Origin of the sequence: Amycolatopsis orientalis DSM 43388, assembly GCF_000411975.1 — a bacterium.
Taxonomy (GTDB): Bacteria; Actinomycetota; Actinomycetes; order Mycobacteriales; family Pseudonocardiaceae; genus Amycolatopsis; species Amycolatopsis orientalis_D.
Map to the genome: position 1 here is coordinate 1 of NZ_ASXG01000093.1, position 14,266 is coordinate 14,266.

Below are 14,266 nucleotides of genomic sequence, written 5' to 3' on the forward strand. Positions count from 1 at the left end.
GCCGGCACAGCCCCCGCCGGCACAGCCCCCGCCGGCACAGCCCCCGCCGGCACAGCCCCCGCCCTCCTCTGGGGGGCTGCCCTTGTCCAGCCTATCCGCCCCCACCGACAACCCCAGCACCCTGAGCCGGGTTGTCCACAGCAAGCCCGCCTTGGGGAAAGTCCCGCGTCCGCCGCAATGGCCCCAGCAGGAGCACCCCCAGAGAAGCCAGCTGAATGCCCACCATCACGAACATCGCCGCCCGCACTCCGGCCGCCTGTCCGAGTGCTCCGCCTAGCAGGGCGCCCAGCGGGATCGTGCCGTAGTTGACCATCGAGGCGGTCGCGCTGATCCGTCCGTAGAGGTGGCGCGGGCAATACCGCTGCCGGAACGTGGCGCCCAGCACGTTCGACCCGACCACCCCCGCCGCGATGCCCGCTCCGGCGAGGACGAACAGCGTCAATCCCCATCCCGGCTGCGCTAGCGGGCCGAGCAGCATCGCCGGCACTACCAGCGCCTCGCACCACAGGAAGCCCCAAGCCGTGCCGGTTCTCCGGGCGACCCGGCTCACCAGCGTCGCGCCGAGCACTCCGCCTGCCTCGCCGAGCGCGAGCACGAGTCCGACCACACCAGGACCCTGACCTAGCCCGTCGACCAGGAAGACCACCGACACCGCGTAAAACCCGTTCAGGGCAAGGTTCGCGACCCCGCCGGACAGCACCAGCACTCGCAAGTACGCATCTCGGGCCACGATCCGCATGCCTTCGCCGATTTCGGCACGCAAGCGCGTCCGCGGCCTTGGCGGCGGTTCGTCCGCCCGCAGGAAACCCAAGCACAGCGCGGAAAACCCGAAGCTCACCGCATCCACGAGCACCCCGCTCACCGGCCCGAACGCCGAAGCCAGCAGTCCGGCCAAACCAGGTCCGCCGACCTGGGCGGCGGATTCCGCGCCCTGAAGCCGGACATTGGCTCCCAGCAGATCCGCATCGTCCACAACGGACGGCAGGAAAGCCCGATAAGCGAGAGAAAAGAAAACCGTAGCGAATCCGCCGACCACCGCGGCGGCCAGGAGCACCCCGAAAGAAAGCCATCCGAGTGCCCACGAAACAGGCACCGCACCAAAAGCAGCCAGCCGGAGAACGTCACAGACCAGCATCACCCGCCGTTTGGGCCACCGGTCGACCCAGGCACCGGCAGGCAAACCCGCGACGAGCCACGGGGTCCACGCCGCCGCGGTCAGCGAAGCGACCTCGAACGTCGAGGCGTGCAGCACCAGCAATGCCACCAACGGAACCGACGCGCCAGCCACCGCGCTGCCGATCGTGCTGACCGTCTGTCCAGTCCACAAGAGACGGAACGCGGCACCCCTCACGGCTGGGCTCGGAACCCACGCCCAAACACGAAAACCGGTTCCCGTTCCGGCGAAGGATCCGCTGCCGCCTTGGCGCCGAATTCCTCGAACAACGCAACAAGCCGCTCATTCAACTCCGCCAATTCCGCGGGCGTCAACCGCATCCACGAATCGGAGGAGAACCACGCGGCTCGCCATTCCTCGGGAGCCGTCTCCATTTCCGATAGCCAAGCCCGGGACAACGTCATCTGCCGATCCAGGCTGACCGCCTCCGCGACGTCGGCCACCGGATCCCCGGCGAAGTCCGAAGTGGCCCACGACAGCGCGGCAGAAGGACGCCGCCACCACCGCTCCCGCCGGTCGCGCGCCAGCTCCGGCGCTTCGACCGCCAAACCGGCCTCGGAAAGCACCTTCAGATGGTGGCTCACGTTGCCCACCGCCTGCCCGGTTTTCTCCGCGAGCACCGACGCGGTGGCCGGGCCGTCCAGCTTCAGCACATCCAGCAGGCGACGCCGCAGCGGATGCGACATCGCGGCCAGCACCTGGGAATCGCGAACCTCCATAAAGCACAAGAGTAGTTGTACAAGAGCTCTTGTCCAATAGCCCGCGGGTATCCTCGCGGGCATGGGCATCATCCTGTGGATCGTCTTCGGCGCGCTGGTCGGCTGGATCGCGAACCTCGTGGTCGGCGGCCGGGAGCGGCAGCGGCAGGGCTGCCTCGTCAGCGTGCTGGTCGGCGTGGTCGGGGCGGCCCTCGGCGGCTTCATTTACCGGCTCGCGACCGGCGAGCAGCGGCGCTTCGAGTTCGACTTCCCGAGCTTCGGCGTCGCCATCCTCGGCGCGATCGTGTTGCTGCTCGTCTTGCGGCTGGTCGGAGCCGCGACCTCCGGCCGGCGCGATCGTGACCGTTGGTAACGGTTTTCCGACGATCTGTCAGAACACCCGGTCAGCGGGCTAAACTGATCAGTTCCGCGCCCGGGTGCGTGCTTCGTCGGGGGACGCATGCACCCGGGCCGCGTCGCGCACGAGCCGAACGGCCTGCGCCGGGTCGACAAGCTGCGGAATCGGCGCCGAAAGGACATCCCGGCGCCAGGCGCGCAACAGCCGCGCGAGCAGATCGGGTACCGCCATCGTCTCCCTCGCCAGGTCGGCCCGGGCACCGGTCCCGAGCGGCGTCGACTACCCGGTGTTATCGGATTGTTCGACGCGTCGTTACCGCTTTGTGGTCGCGCCCACCCGCGCCGGGACAACCCTTACGACCAGGGGCCGCCGGGTCCGCCGCAGGCGGGCGGTAGCGTGGGGAAGCCCAAATCGGACCCTTACACCGACCGAGACGAACAGCGGGGAACTCGACCCATGAGCGGCCAGCCCACCGGTAACCCCCTCGCGCACGCCGTCCAGCTGGCCCGCGAGACGTTTCCGCCGATGCACCCGGCAGGACGGCCGTTCCTCTTCGGCGGCCTCGCCGCGACCTTCCTGCTGCGCCGGTTCTCCAAGCGCCTCGGCGTGGCCGGCGCGCTCGCCACCGCGGGCATGTCGGCGTTCTTCCGCGAGCCGAAGCGCGTGCCGCCGGTCCGCGACAACGTCGCGATCTCGGCCGCGGACGGCACCGTCTCGCTCATCGAGGAAGCGGTCCCGCCCGCCGAGCTCGGCCTTCCCGCCGAACCGCGGATGCGGGTGAGCGTGTTCCTGTCGGTTTACGACGTGCACGTCCAGCGCACGCCGGCGGCGGGCGTCATCTCGAAGGTGGCGTACAAGCCGGGCAAATTCCTTTCCGCGGACCTCGACAAGGCGAGCGAGGTCAACGAGCGCAATTCGCTGGTGCTGCACACCGTCGACGGCCACGAGCTCGTCGTCGTGCAGATCGCCGGGCTGGTCGCGCGCCGCATCCGCTGCGACGTCCGCGAGGGCGACAAGGTGGCCGCCGGCGAGACCTACGGCATCATCCGTTTCGGCTCGCGCGTCGACACCTATCTGCCGCCGGGCAGCCGCGTCGTGGTGGCCAAGGGCCAGCGCACGGTCGGCGGCGAAACCGTGCTCGCCGAACTTCCTGCGCAGGGAGAAAGCTGACCATGGTCCGCGTGACCACCCCGGGCGTCCGGCTGCTGCCGAACGCGATCACCGTGCTCGCGCTCTGCGCCGGGCTGTCCTCGGTGCAGTTCGCTCTCACCGGCAACTACGCGATGGCGATCGGCTCGATCGGCATCGCCGCTGTCCTGGACAGCCTCGACGGCCGGATCGCCCGCCTGCTCGACGCGACGTCCAAGATGGGCGCCGAACTCGACTCGCTGTCCGACGGCATCTCGTTCGGCGTCGCGCCCGCGCTGGTGCTCTACATCTGGCAGTCGCACGGCGACCGCATCGGCTGGGTCGCGTCGCTGATCTTCGCGGTCTGCATGATCCTGCGGCTCGCCCGCTTCAACACGCTGCTCGACGACACCGACCAGCCGCCGTACGCCGCCGAGTTCTTCGTCGGCGTGCCCGCGCCGGCCGGCGGGCTGGTCGCGATGCTGCCGCTGATCGCCACGCTGCAGTGGGGCGAAGGCTGGTGGTCCGAGCAGTACGTGGTGCTGGTCTGGACCATCGCGGTCGCCGCGCTGCTGATCAGCCGCATCCCGACGCTCTCGCTGAAAACCGTGAAGGCCCCGGCGAAGGCGATCGCCCCGCTGCTGGTGGGCGTCGGCCTGCTGGCCGCCGCGATCATCGTGTTCCCGTTGGTGGCGCTGGCGATCGCGCTGGTGCTGTACCTGCTGCACATCCCGTATTCGGTCTACCGGCACCGCTGGCTCGCCGCGCACCCGGAGGCCTGGGAGGTGCCGCCGCGGGAACGCCGCGCGATCCGCCGCGCCCGCAGTCACCGGCGGCTGCGGTTGCGCCCCGCCTCGGGCCGCGTCGCCGGCGCCGCGATGCGCGCGGTACGGCGGACGAATTCGGACCTGGTGCGGAGCCGGAACCTGCGGGAGCGGGACCACAGCGCGGCCACGTCCGGGCCGACGCAGCGGCGGCGGAGCTGGCGCCGGATCGGCATCCGGCGCCGCTAGTTTCCGGCCTTCCGCGCTCGCAGCGCGGCCAGCACCAGATCCAGCTGGGTCTCGAAATCCTGGCGGCAGTCCGCGTCGGTCAGCACTGGCAGCAAGCGGTGCAGATGCGGCGTCTCCGCGGGTGTCGCCATGCGCCGGAACCAGTCGTCGACCGGCTCGGCACGATCCAGCGGCGCCCCGGCCAAGCCGGTCTCTTCGGCGAGTGCGGCACCAAACGTGAGGCCGGTCAGGGAGCGGTAGGCGCGGACGGTCTCGGTGTCGTCCAATCCGGCGTCCAGCAGGGCGCCGAGCAGGCTGTCGATCACCTTCAACGCCCCCGGCGAACGCGGGTTGGCCTCCTGGGCGGCCAGGGTCCGCAGCACCGCGGGATGCCGCCGGAACTGCGCGTAAAGCCCCTCGGCCAGGCGGCGGACCCGGACGTCCCACGGCGCGGCCGGGTCGGGCACCTGGACGGCCTCGAACATCCGGGCCACGAGACCGTCCAGCAGATCGCCTTTGTTCCGCACGTGGTTGTAGAGCGACATCGCCTCCACGCCCAGTTCCGCGGCGAGCTTGCGCATCGACAGGGCAGCCATGCCGTGCTGGTCGACGAGAGCGAGCGCCGCGTCGAGCACCTTTTCGCGCGTCAGGGTTTCCCGGACCATCGCGCCAGCTTACGGCGTAAGTCCTCGACAGCCGCGTACTTACGCCGTACGCTTACGCTGTAAGTACCAGCCTGGGAGGTCCACAGTGGATGCCGTCACCCTGCTCACCACGACCCGCTCCGTCCGGCGGAAGCTCGACCTCGACCGGCCGGTCTCGAAAGCCGTACTCGAGGACTGCCTGCGGATAGCGCAGCAAGCCCCGGCCGCCGGGTCCCTGCTCACCGCTCAGCGCTGGGTCGTCGTGCTCGATCCAGCGGTACGCCAGGAGATCGCCGCGATCACGCGCGAGGGCGCGGAGGAATCGTGGCGGAAGTACGCGCACCTCGTCAGCCCCCGGATGGCGACCTCGGCGCGGTACCTCGTGGAGCATCTCGACCAGGTGCCCGCGCTGGTGCTGCCGTGCATGCCCGGACCGGTACCGACGGGCACCGCCGAGCTTTCCGCGTACTACGGCTCGATCTACCCGGCGATCTGGAGCTTCCAGCTCGCGCTGCGCACGCACGGGCTGGCCAGTTCGCTGTGCAGTTACCACCTCGGCGGACGGGAGGCGGACGTCGCGCGGATCCTCGGCATCCCGGACGACGTCGCGCAGATCGGGCTGCTCGCGGTGGCCTATTCGACCCAGCGCGAGTTCTCCCCCGCCGCCCGCCCGGACGTGGCCGAAATCCTCTCCTTCGACGGCTGGGCGAGGCACTGACTCAGGCGGCGAACACGGCCCGGACCACCGACGCGTCGCCGTCGATTTCGATCATCCCGGCGGCTTCGGCGTCGGCGAGCGCGAGCGCGCCCGCAGCGAGTCCGAGGACGCAGGCCGGCCCGCCCCGGACGGTGGCGTCGACCTCCCGGCCGTCCCGCGGACCGACCTCGAAGCCGGACCGTGTCGCGCGTACCTGATAGGACGGGCCGCCGAATTCCAGCCCGACCGTCGCCGCGGTTCGGATCTTGACCCGGGCGCCGAGCAGGGCGGGAAGGGCGAGCGCGAGCCATTCGGGGCGGAAGGAATCGCCTTCCGGGCCGCGGCCCATCAACGGCGTCGACCAGCGGATCAGGCTCTCGATCGGCTCGCGCAGCCCGGAACCCCACTGGGTGAGGGCGTACTCGACCGCGTTGCCCTTGCCCGCCAGCCGCCGCTCCACCACCCCCGCGGCCTCGAGGTCGCGGAGCCGGTCGGCGAGGAGGTTGGTCGCGATGCCCGGAAGCCCCTCGATCAGGTCCCGGTAGCGCGCGGGGCCGAGCAGGAGCTGGCGGACGATCAGCAGGTTCCACCGGTCGCCGACGATTTCGAGGGACCGGGCGAGCCCGCAGTACTGGCCGTAGCCGCGCATGATGTCCATCCACTTGACAATTTCAAGTACGCTTGTGGTGCTCAAGCATAGGGGGCGACATGGCGGAGAGCGCACGGCCCGCCTGGGTCGACTCCGAACTGTTCCCGTTCACCAGCAGGTTCGTCGACATCGACGGGCACACCGTGCATTACGTCGACGAGGGCTCCGGTCCGACTCTGCTGTTCCTGCACGGCAATCCGACCTGGTCGTTCCTCTGGCGCGACGTGATCCGCGCACTGCGCGACGACTTCCGCTGCGTCGCCCTCGACTACCCGGGCTTCGGGCTGTCGACGGCACGGCCCGGTTACCGCGGTCTGCCCGAGGAACACGCCGACGTGGTCACCGGGTTCGTCGACGCGCTCGGCCTCAGCGGGGCCACCCTGGTCGGACAGGACTGGGGCGGGCCGATCGGCCTGGCTGCCGCACAGCGCCGGCCGGGTGTGTTCGAGCGGCTGGTCCTCGTCAACGCCTGGGCCTGGCCGGTCAACGGCGACCCGTACTTCGAGGCGTTCGGCCGCATCGCCGGCGGACCTCCGATGCGGTTCCTGGCCCGGCGGTTCAACCTTGTCGTCAAGGCGTTCCTCCCGATGGGCCACCGAAGGCGGAAGGTGACCGCGGCGGAGATGGACCACTACCTCCGCGCGATGGACACGCCCGAACGACGCCAGGCCTCCGCTGTCCTGCCCGGGCGGCTTCTCGTCAGCCGGGCCTTCTTCGCGCAGGTGGAGGCAGGCCTCCCGGAGCTGCCGACCCTGATCGTGTGGGGCAACGCGCAAATCGGCTTCCGCCCCCGGGAACGCGAACGGCTGGAAGCGTCCTTCCCCGATCACCAGACCGTGGCCCTCGATGGCGTAGGCCTTTACGTGCAGTCCGACGCGCCTGAGGAGTTCGTCACCGCAATCCGCGGTTGGTCGGCGCCGCGGTAGGCGCGATTCTTTCGTTCGCGCACAACCGCCCTTCGGTTCATTAGGGTGAGCAGGGTGAGCGATCCGCAGATCACCCTGACCGTCCGGCACACGCCGTCCGCGCTCGACGCGCGGCGGGGCGTGGTCCGGCTGCACCCGGAAGTGCTCGACGCGCTCGGCCTGCGTGCCTGGGACGCCGTGCATCTGACCGGCGCGCGGCGCAGTGCCGCGTTGGCCGCGCCCGCCGCGGAGGAGGCGACGCCGGGGGTCGTGCTGACCGATGACGTCACCATGTCGAACCTCGGCGTCGCGGAAGGCGGCGAGATCGTGGTCTCGCCGGCGGAGGTCACCGCGGCCCGAACGGTCACCGTGTCCGGGTCTCGGCTGGCGTCGGTTTCGGTGTCGCCGCAGACCTTGCGGCTCGCGCTCACCGGCAAGGTGCTGACCCGCGGCGACGCGGTTTCCCTGTTGCCGCAAGACCTCGCGCCCGCGCCGGGGTCGGACGTCGCCGCCGTGCGGGGCCAGCTGTCCCGCGTGATCGGGGCGACGTGGACCAACGAACTGCTCACCGTCACCGCGACGGAACCGGCAGGCGTGGTCGTCGTCGGACCGTCCACTGTGGTCAGCTGGCGCGACGGCGCGCGCACCGGTACCCCGGCCAGCGAAGCTCCGACGCGCAGCGCGACCGCGCTCGTCCGCACCACCGCCGTCACCGCGGCTGAGGACTACCTCGACGCGGAGATCGTCGAAGAGGTCGTCACCGAGGCTCGCGAGGAAGAGCTGGACGAGCCGGTGCCGGTCGCTGATCTGGTCGGGGCGGAAAACGCGGCGCGCAAGCTGGCCGAGTGGTTCGATCTGGCGTTCCACCGGCCGGAGCTGCTGGCGAAGCTGGGCACTTCGGCGCACCTGGGCGTGCTGTTGTCCGGACCGGAGGGCGTCGGCAAGGCGACGCTCGTGCGGTCGGTCGCCGCGGCGGAGAAGGTGCGGGTGGTGTCGGTGACCGCGCCGAATATCGCGGTGCTGGAACCGAACGCGGCACACCGTTCGCTGCGCGAGGCCATCGAGCGGGCCGCGGACGGCGACGGTCCCGGCGTGCTGCTGATCAACGACATCGACGCGCTGCTCCCAGCCACCCAGCCGCCGCCGGTGGCCACAGTGGTGCTGGAGGAACTGCGCGCCGCGCTGCGCCGGGACGGCCTGGCCGTGGTCGCCACGACCGCGCGGGCCGAGTCGGTGGACCCGCGGCTGCGCGGGGCCGACCTGCTCGACCGCGAGCTGGGACTGCCGCTGCCGGAAGCGAAAACGCGCGTCGAACTGCTGCGGATCCTGCTCCGCGACGTACCGGTCGAATCCGGTGCCGACCTGGGTGTGCTCGCCGAACGGACCCCCGGCTTCGTCGCCGCCGACCTGCTCGCCCTGCGCCGCGACGCGGCCTTGCGGGCCGCTTTGCGGCAGCGGGACGCCGACGAACCCAAGATCTCCCAGCAGGACCTGCTCGACGCGCTGGCCACCGTCCGGCCGATCTCGCTGTCCACTTCGGACAACCTGGCCACCGGCGGCCTGACGCTGGACGACGTCGGCAACATGACGTCGGTCAAGGAAGCGCTCACCGAAACCGTGCTGTGGCCGCTGCGCTACCCGGACTCGTTCGCCCGGCTCGGCATCGAACCGCCGCGCGGCGTGCTGCTGTACGGTCCGCCCGGCGGCGGCAAGACGTTCCTCGTCCGGGCGCTCGCCGGCACCGGCGCGCTGAACGTGTTCGCGATCAAGGGCGCGGAACTGCTGGACAAATGGGTCGGCGAATCGGAACGCGCGGTCCGCGACCTCTTCCGCCGCGCCGCCGACGCCGCCCCCTCGCTGATCTTCCTCGACGAGATCGACGCGCTCGCCCCGCGCCGCGGCCAGTCGTCGGACTCCGGCGTGGCCGACCGCGTGGTCGCCGCGCTGCTCACCGAACTGGACGGCGTCGAACCGATGCGCGAGGTCGTCGTGCTGGGCGCGACAAACCGGCCCGAACTGGTCGACCCGGCGCTGCTGCGTCCCGGACGGCTGGAGCGGCGGATCTACGTCCCGCCGCCGGACGCCGAATCCCGCGCCGCGATCCTCGCCGCGACGGCCAAGCACACGCCGCTGGCATCCGATGTGGACCTCGCGGCGACCGCGGAGGCGCTGGAGGGCTACTCGGCCGCCGACTGCGCCGCGCTGATCCGGGAGGCGGCGCTGACGGCGATGCGCGAGTCGCTGGAGGCGCGCGAAGTGACCGCGGCGCACCTGGCGAAGGCCCGCGAGGCGGTACGGCCCTCCCTAGACGCGGCGCAGCTGGCGACGCTGGAGGCTTACGCGCAGGCGCAGCAGGAACGGTGAGCTCGTGAGTGCTGGCGCCGGTTAGAACCGGCGCCAGCACTCACGTCTCCTGCCAGCCGTCCCGCCGCACCGAACCAGCCACACGGCACGCCCCAGTGCGCCCCGAATCCCCTGCCCACGCACCACCGCGGCATCGAACGCAGAGCAGCCGAGCGTCACGCGCCCAGCCGGACAACGGCGCACCACCAAACGGGCCACCCCGAACAGGACAAAGCCCGCGCCGGAGCGCGGGCCGTCACAGACCGGGATCAGCTGCCCTTGTGTCCGCCGGGCTGGTAGTCCTTCGTGATGATCACGATCACCCCGGGGCTCGAGTTCTGGATGCCCTCGAACCGGGGCTGGGCCTGGAAGCCGAACTCGCTGGCCAGCTGTTTCGCGGCGGCTTCCTCGTCGGTGCCCGGCCGGAAGTAGGCCGTGGTCGTCGGGATGTTGCCCTGCGAATAGTTGCCGACCTCGGCGACGTTCCAGCCCGAACCGCGGAAATCGGCGGCGGCCTGCTCGGCGAGGTGCTTGATCAGCGAGTTGTTGTAGACCCGCAGGGTGACCCACTTGTTCGAGGCCTGCTGGTCCGGACCGGCCTGCCCGGGCTGCCCGGGCTGCTGGCCCGGCTGGCCGCCCGGCTGCCCGGGCTGACCCGAGGCCGGGGCCGAGGAAGCGGCGGACGACGAGGCCGGAGCCGACGAGGAGGCGGGCGACGACGGCGCGGAGCTGGGCGCCGAGGACGGCTGCTGCGGCGCGGACGACGACGATCCGCCGGGCGCGGTGGGCTCGCCGGACGTGCTCGGTCCGGCGTTCTGCTCCCCGCCGGTGTTGAGCACGGTGACCCCGCCGATGACGGCGGCGACGACCGCCACCCCGATCAGCGCGACTCCCGCGGCCTTCAACGGCCGGGACAGTCCCGAGAAGACGCTCATGACAGCTCGATCCCCAACCGCCGGGCCCCGCGTTTGCGCTGACGGGCGGCGCGCGTTTTGCGCAGCCGCTTGACCAGCATCGGATCGGCCGCGACCGCCTCCGGCTTGGCCAGCAGCGTGTTCAGCAACTGGTAGTAACGGGTGGAGGACAGCCCGAAGCGCTCCCGGATGGCGTTCTCCTTCGCCCCGGCGTGGCGCCACCACTGCCGCTCGAACGCGAGGATGTCCAGTTCGCGTTCGGTCAGGCCACCGACATTTTCCGGCGGCGACGGCTGGTTCCCAGCCATCGACTCCGCGGCGTCCATGCGGTCCTCGCAATCGGTGTCGGCAGTCCTTCCGCGGGCGTCATTGAACCACGGAACCCATGCTCGACATGGGCATCCGACCCGGCGCGTCACGGTCCGATCCAGGTCTATCAGAAGGGTCCGACTAAACTCGGCGTCCGTGACCGTCCACCCCATCTGCATCGCCGGCGAACCCGTGCTGCACCAGCCCACGCGCGAGATCACCGAGTTCGACGACAAGCTCGCCACCCTCGTCGAGGACATGTTCGAGACCATGTACGCGGCCGAGGGCGTGGGCCTCGCGGCGAACCAGATCGGGCTCGACCTGCGGGTATTCGTATACGACTGCCCGGACTACGAGGGCACGCAGCACAAGGGCGTGGTGGTCAACCCGAAGCTGGAGACCTCCGAGATCCCGGAGACCATGCCGGACCCGGACGACGACTGGGAGGGCTGTCTCTCCGCCCCCGGCGAGTCGTACCCGACCGGGCGCGCCAAATGGGCGAAGGTGACCGGCTTCGACGTCGAGGGGAATCCGATCGAGGTCGAGGGCACCGGCTACTTCGCGCGCTGCCTTCAGCATGAGACCGATCACCTCGACGGGTTCATCTATCTGGACCGGCTCGTCGGCCGCCACGCGCGCGCGGCGAAGAAGATGCTCAAGAAGAACAAGTGGGGCGTGCCCGGCCTGACCTGGCTGCCGCCGAAGGAACCGGCAGACGCCTGACCCGCGTACCGCGTCTCCTGGTTTTCCCGAGGGCCTCCCCGAATTTCGTCGGGGAGGCCCTCGTTTTGTTTCGGCCAGACGGGCGGCGGGGTTGTGCTGGACCGACACCGCATGGCATCGTCGGGACAGCAACCTCAACCGAATGCAACGCGGGAGCTCGCGCCTTGGCGGGCTGAGAGGGTGGCTGGTGTCCATCTCGCGGACACCCGGCGTCACCGACCGCATGAACCTGACCGGGTAATGCCGGCGTAGGGAGTGAACGTCGTTGACGACGCTGGAAAATCAGGGTGCCATCGCCCCGTCCGTCACCACCGGGCCGATCACCGGCTCGCGGAAGGTCTACCACCGCACCGAATCCGGACTGCGGGTTCCGGCTCGGCGGATCGACCTGTCGAACGGGGAGCATTTCGACGTGTACGACACGTCCGGCCCCTACACCGATCCGGACGCGAACATCGATGTCCACAATGGACTGCACCCGCTGCGGGCCGGCTGGGCCGACGGGCGGGCGCACAACACCCAGCTGGGCTGGGCGAAAGCCGGGGTGATCACCCGGGAAATGGAGTTCATCGCCGCGCGCGAACGCTGCACGCCGGAGTTCGTGCGGGACGAGGTCGCCCGCGGGCGCGCGGTGATTCCGGCCAACCGCAAGCACCCGGAGTCCGAGCCGATGATCATCGGCAAGAACTTCCTGGTGAAGATCAACGCCAACATGGGAAATTCGGCCGTCTGGTCCTCTGTAGAGGAAGAGGTCGACAAGATGGTGTGGGCGACCCGATGGGGAGCCGACACGATCATGGACCTCTCCACCGGCAAGCGGATTCACGAGACGCGCGAGTGGATCGTGCGCAATTCGCCGGTCCCGGTCGGCACCGTGCCGATCTACCAGGCGCTGGAAAAGGTCAACGGGGAGCCGGAAAAGCTCACCTGGGAGATCTACCGCGACACCGTGCTCGAGCAGTGCGAGCAGGGCGTCGACTACATGACCGTGCACGCCGGAGTGCTGCTGCGCTACATTCCGCTGACCGCGCGCCGGGTCACCGGCATCGTCAGCCGCGGCGGGTCGATCATGGCCGCCTGGTGCCTCGCGCACCACCAGGAATCCTTCCTGTACACGCATTTCTCCGAACTGTGCGAAATCCTGCGGGAGTACGACGTCACGTTCTCCCTCGGCGACGGCCTGCGTCCCGGCTCGATCGCGGACGCCAACGACCGCGCCCAGTTCGCCGAGCTGGAAACCCTGGGCGAGCTCACGCACATCGCGCGCGAGCACGACGTGCAGGTGATGATCGAGGGCCCCGGTCACGTGCCGATGCACAAGATCAAGGAAAACGTGGAGCTGGAGGAAAAGCTCACCGGCGAGGCCCCGTTCTACACACTCGGGCCGCTCGCCACGGATATCGCCCCGGCCTACGACCACATCACCTCGGCGATCGGCGCGGCCCAGATCGGCTGGTACGGCACGGCGATGCTGTGCTACGTCACGCCGAAGGAGCACCTCGGGCTGCCCAACCGCGACGACGTGAAGACCGGCGTGATCACCTACAAGATCGCCGCGCACGCCGCCGACCTCGCCAAGGGCCACCAGTACGCGCAGGACTGGGACGACGAACTGTCCAAGGCCCGCTTCGAATTCCGGTGGAACGACCAGTTCAACCTGTCGCTCGACCCGGACACCGCGCGGTCCTTCCACGACGAGACGCTGCCCGCGGAACCGGCGAAGACCGCGCATTTCTGCTCGATGTGCGGGCCGAAGTTCTGCTCGATGCGGATCACCCAGGACGTGCGCAAGTACGCCGAGGAGCACGGTCTGTCCTCCGTGGAAGCGATCGAGGCGGGCATGGCCGAGAAGTCCGCGGAATTCTCGGAGCACGGCAACAAGGTCTACCTCCCTGTGGTCAACCAGTGACAGACACGCCTCGCACCGCCCTCACCATCGCCGGATCCGATTCCGGCGGTGGTGCGGGCGTGCAAGCGGACCTGCGCACGTTCTTCGCCAACGGCGTGCACGGGCTGGTCGCGCTCACCGCGGTCACCGTGCAGAATTCGCTTGGTGTGCAAGGGTTCTCCGAGATCCCGGCCGACGTGGTCACCGCGCAGATCAAAGCGGTCGCCGAGGACATGGGCGTCAACGCGGCGAAGACCGGCATGCTCGCCACCGCGGAAATCATTCAGGCAGTGGCGAAAACGCTGGACGAAGTCCACATTGGCCGCACCACGGACACGCCGTTCGTGGTCGACCCGGTGGCCGCGTCGATGACCGGCCACGCCCTGCTGCGCGAAGAAGCGCTGGAAGCGATCCGCACGGAACTGTTCCCGCGCGCCACGCTCATCACGCCGAATCTCGACGAGGTCCGGCTGCTCACCGGCGTCACGGTCACCGATGCCCCGAGCCAGCGCGCGGCCGCGGAAGCGTTGCTGGAATTCGGTTCCCAGTGGGTTCTGGTGAAGGGCGGACACCTTTACGACGCCGCCGACTGTGTCGATCTGCTCACCGACGGCTCGGCGGTGATCGAGCTGAGCGGTCCGCGCATCGACACGGAAAACACCCACGGCGGCGGCGACACCATGGCGTCCGCGATCACCTCGTCGCTCGCGAAGGGCGCGGACGTGCCCACCGCGGTCGCCGAGGCGAAACGGTTCATCGAACGCTGCGTCCTGGAGGCGTATCCGCTCGGTGCCGGGGTCGGCCCGGTTTCGCCGTTCTGGCGGCTCGCGAACCCGCAGTGATG

General features: G+C 70.0%; 16 protein-coding genes. 9 read left to right on the forward strand and 7 right to left on the reverse strand.

Annotated features, from left to right (window positions below; genetic code table 11):
• Positions 1 to 91 precede the first annotated feature (91 nt).
• Both L942_RS18175 and L942_RS18180 read right to left on the reverse strand, forming a co-directional pair.
• Entirely contained in the window at positions 92 to 1,327 is a 1,236-nt protein-coding gene (locus tag L942_RS18175) for an MFS transporter (RefSeq protein WP_235079231.1), read from the reverse strand.
• A 20-nt stretch (positions 1,328 to 1,347) separates the two neighbouring features.
• Positions 1,348 to 1,893, reverse strand: a complete 546-nt coding sequence (locus L942_RS18180) for an ArsR/SmtB family transcription factor (protein WP_037361871.1) — start codon at positions 1,891 to 1,893, stop codon at positions 1,348 to 1,350.
• A 61-nt stretch (positions 1,894 to 1,954) separates the two neighbouring features.
• Here L942_RS18180 and L942_RS18185 point away from each other — a divergent pair, with 61 nt between their 5' ends.
• Complete coding sequence (locus L942_RS18185; RefSeq protein WP_037361873.1) at positions 1,955 to 2,245, forward strand: GlsB/YeaQ/YmgE family stress response membrane protein; 291 nt, start codon at positions 1,955 to 1,957, stop codon at positions 2,243 to 2,245.
• Between the two features lie 48 nt (positions 2,246 to 2,293).
• On the opposite strand, the gene L942_RS44930 is transcribed toward L942_RS18185, so the two are convergent.
• Positions 2,294 to 2,461 (reverse strand): hypothetical protein, encoded by a 168-nt coding sequence (locus tag L942_RS44930; protein ID WP_200862858.1) that lies wholly within the window; start codon positions 2,459 to 2,461, stop codon positions 2,294 to 2,296.
• 225 nt (positions 2,462 to 2,686) lie between these two features.
• Between L942_RS44930 and L942_RS18195 the strand changes: the two genes are divergently transcribed.
• Positions 2,687 to 3,400, forward strand: coding sequence for a phosphatidylserine decarboxylase (locus L942_RS18195; RefSeq protein WP_037361877.1), 714 nt, complete (start codon positions 2,687 to 2,689; stop codon positions 3,398 to 3,400).
• Between the two features lie 2 nt (positions 3,401 to 3,402).
• Positions 3,403 to 4,371 carry a CDP-diacylglycerol--serine O-phosphatidyltransferase gene (gene pssA / locus L942_RS18200; RefSeq protein ID WP_037361879.1) on the forward strand — a complete coding sequence of 323 codons (969 nt, stop codon included), beginning with the start codon at positions 3,403 to 3,405 and terminating at the stop codon, positions 4,369 to 4,371.
• Here the strand turns inward: pssA and L942_RS18205 are convergent.
• A complete protein-coding gene (locus L942_RS18205) occupies positions 4,368 to 5,015 on the reverse strand; it encodes a TetR/AcrR family transcriptional regulator (RefSeq protein ID WP_037361880.1) in 648 nt (215 codons plus the stop codon). The two genes, pssA and L942_RS18205, sit on opposite strands and share 4 nt — an antisense overlap.
• A gap of 85 nt (positions 5,016 to 5,100) precedes the next feature.
• Between L942_RS18205 and L942_RS18210 the strand changes: the two genes are divergently transcribed.
• Positions 5,101 to 5,712 carry a nitroreductase family protein gene (locus L942_RS18210; RefSeq protein ID WP_037361882.1) on the forward strand — a complete coding sequence of 204 codons (612 nt, stop codon included), beginning with the start codon at positions 5,101 to 5,103 and terminating at the stop codon, positions 5,710 to 5,712.
• 1 nt (position 5,713) lies between these two features.
• Here L942_RS18210 and L942_RS18215 read toward each other — a convergent pair whose 3' ends face one another.
• Entirely contained in the window at positions 5,714 to 6,349 is a 636-nt protein-coding gene (locus L942_RS18215; protein ID WP_235079234.1) for a winged helix-turn-helix transcriptional regulator, read from the reverse strand.
• A 50-nt stretch (positions 6,350 to 6,399) separates the two neighbouring features.
• Between L942_RS18215 and L942_RS18220 the strand changes: the two genes are divergently transcribed.
• Together L942_RS18220 and L942_RS18225 are read left to right on the forward strand one after the other, a co-directional pair.
• Entirely contained in the window at positions 6,400 to 7,266 is an 867-nt protein-coding gene (locus L942_RS18220) for an alpha/beta fold hydrolase (protein WP_037361884.1), read from the forward strand.
• A 54-nt stretch (positions 7,267 to 7,320) separates the two neighbouring features.
• The gene (locus L942_RS18225) at positions 7,321 to 9,609 is read left to right on the forward strand and encodes an AAA family ATPase (protein WP_037361886.1); all 2,289 of its coding nucleotides are present in this window, start codon (positions 7,321 to 7,323) and stop codon (positions 9,607 to 9,609) included.
• Between the two features lie 248 nt (positions 9,610 to 9,857).
• On the opposite strand, the gene L942_RS18230 is transcribed toward L942_RS18225, so the two are convergent.
• Both L942_RS18230 and L942_RS18235 read right to left on the reverse strand, forming a co-directional pair.
• A complete protein-coding gene (locus L942_RS18230) occupies positions 9,858 to 10,523 on the reverse strand; it encodes a LytR C-terminal domain-containing protein (RefSeq protein ID WP_106964934.1) in 666 nt (221 codons plus the stop codon).
• Positions 10,520 to 10,828: a DUF3263 domain-containing protein gene (locus L942_RS18235; RefSeq protein WP_009084016.1), complete on the reverse strand. Its 309-nt coding sequence runs from the start codon at positions 10,826 to 10,828 to the stop codon at positions 10,520 to 10,522. The genes L942_RS18230 and L942_RS18235 overlap by 4 nt, the downstream gene beginning before the upstream one ends.
• A gap of 139 nt (positions 10,829 to 10,967) precedes the next feature.
• On the opposite strand from L942_RS18235, the gene L942_RS18240 reads away from it, so the two are divergent.
• The 3 genes from L942_RS18240 to thiD all read left to right on the forward strand — a co-directional run bounded on the left by L942_RS18240 (position 10,968) and on the right by thiD (position 14,264).
• On the forward strand, positions 10,968 to 11,534 hold the full coding sequence (locus L942_RS18240; protein WP_037361889.1) for a peptide deformylase: 567 nt from the start codon (positions 10,968 to 10,970) through the stop codon (positions 11,532 to 11,534).
• A 265-nt stretch (positions 11,535 to 11,799) separates the two neighbouring features.
• A complete protein-coding gene (thiC, locus tag L942_RS18245) occupies positions 11,800 to 13,443 on the forward strand; it encodes a phosphomethylpyrimidine synthase ThiC (RefSeq protein WP_037361891.1) in 1,644 nt (547 codons plus the stop codon).
• A complete protein-coding gene (gene thiD, locus L942_RS18250; protein WP_037361893.1) occupies positions 13,440 to 14,264 on the forward strand; it encodes a bifunctional hydroxymethylpyrimidine kinase/phosphomethylpyrimidine kinase in 825 nt (274 codons plus the stop codon). Before thiC ends, thiD begins: the two co-directional genes overlap by 4 nt.
• The last annotated feature ends 2 nt before the right edge of the window (positions 14,265 to 14,266 follow it).

Excerpts from the sequence above, each read along its gene's own strand:
- L942_RS18180 (WP_037361871.1), bottom strand. The coding sequence starts at position 1,893 with ATGGAGGTTCGCGATTCCCAGGTGCTGGCCGCGATGTCGCATCCGCTG.
- L942_RS18185 (WP_037361873.1), top strand. The coding sequence starts at position 1,955 with ATGGGCATCATCCTGTGGATCGTCTTCGGCGCGCTGGTCGGCTGGATC.
- L942_RS44930 (WP_200862858.1), bottom strand. The coding sequence starts at position 2,461 with ATGGCGGTACCCGATCTGCTCGCGCGGCTGTTGCGCGCCTGGCGCCGG.
- L942_RS18195 (WP_037361877.1), top strand. The coding sequence starts at position 2,687 with ATGAGCGGCCAGCCCACCGGTAACCCCCTCGCGCACGCCGTCCAGCTG.
- pssA (WP_037361879.1), top strand. The coding sequence starts at position 3,403 with ATGGTCCGCGTGACCACCCCGGGCGTCCGGCTGCTGCCGAACGCGATC.
- L942_RS18205 (WP_037361880.1), bottom strand. The coding sequence starts at position 5,015 with ATGGTCCGGGAAACCCTGACGCGCGAAAAGGTGCTCGACGCGGCGCTC.
- L942_RS18215 (WP_235079234.1), bottom strand. The coding sequence starts at position 6,349 with ATGGACATCATGCGCGGCTACGGCCAGTACTGCGGGCTCGCCCGGTCC.
- L942_RS18220 (WP_037361884.1), top strand. The coding sequence starts at position 6,400 with ATGGCGGAGAGCGCACGGCCCGCCTGGGTCGACTCCGAACTGTTCCCG.
- L942_RS18230 (WP_106964934.1), bottom strand. The coding sequence starts at position 10,523 with ATGAGCGTCTTCTCGGGACTGTCCCGGCCGTTGAAGGCCGCGGGAGTC.
- L942_RS18235 (WP_009084016.1), bottom strand. The coding sequence starts at position 10,828 with ATGGACGCCGCGGAGTCGATGGCTGGGAACCAGCCGTCGCCGCCGGAA.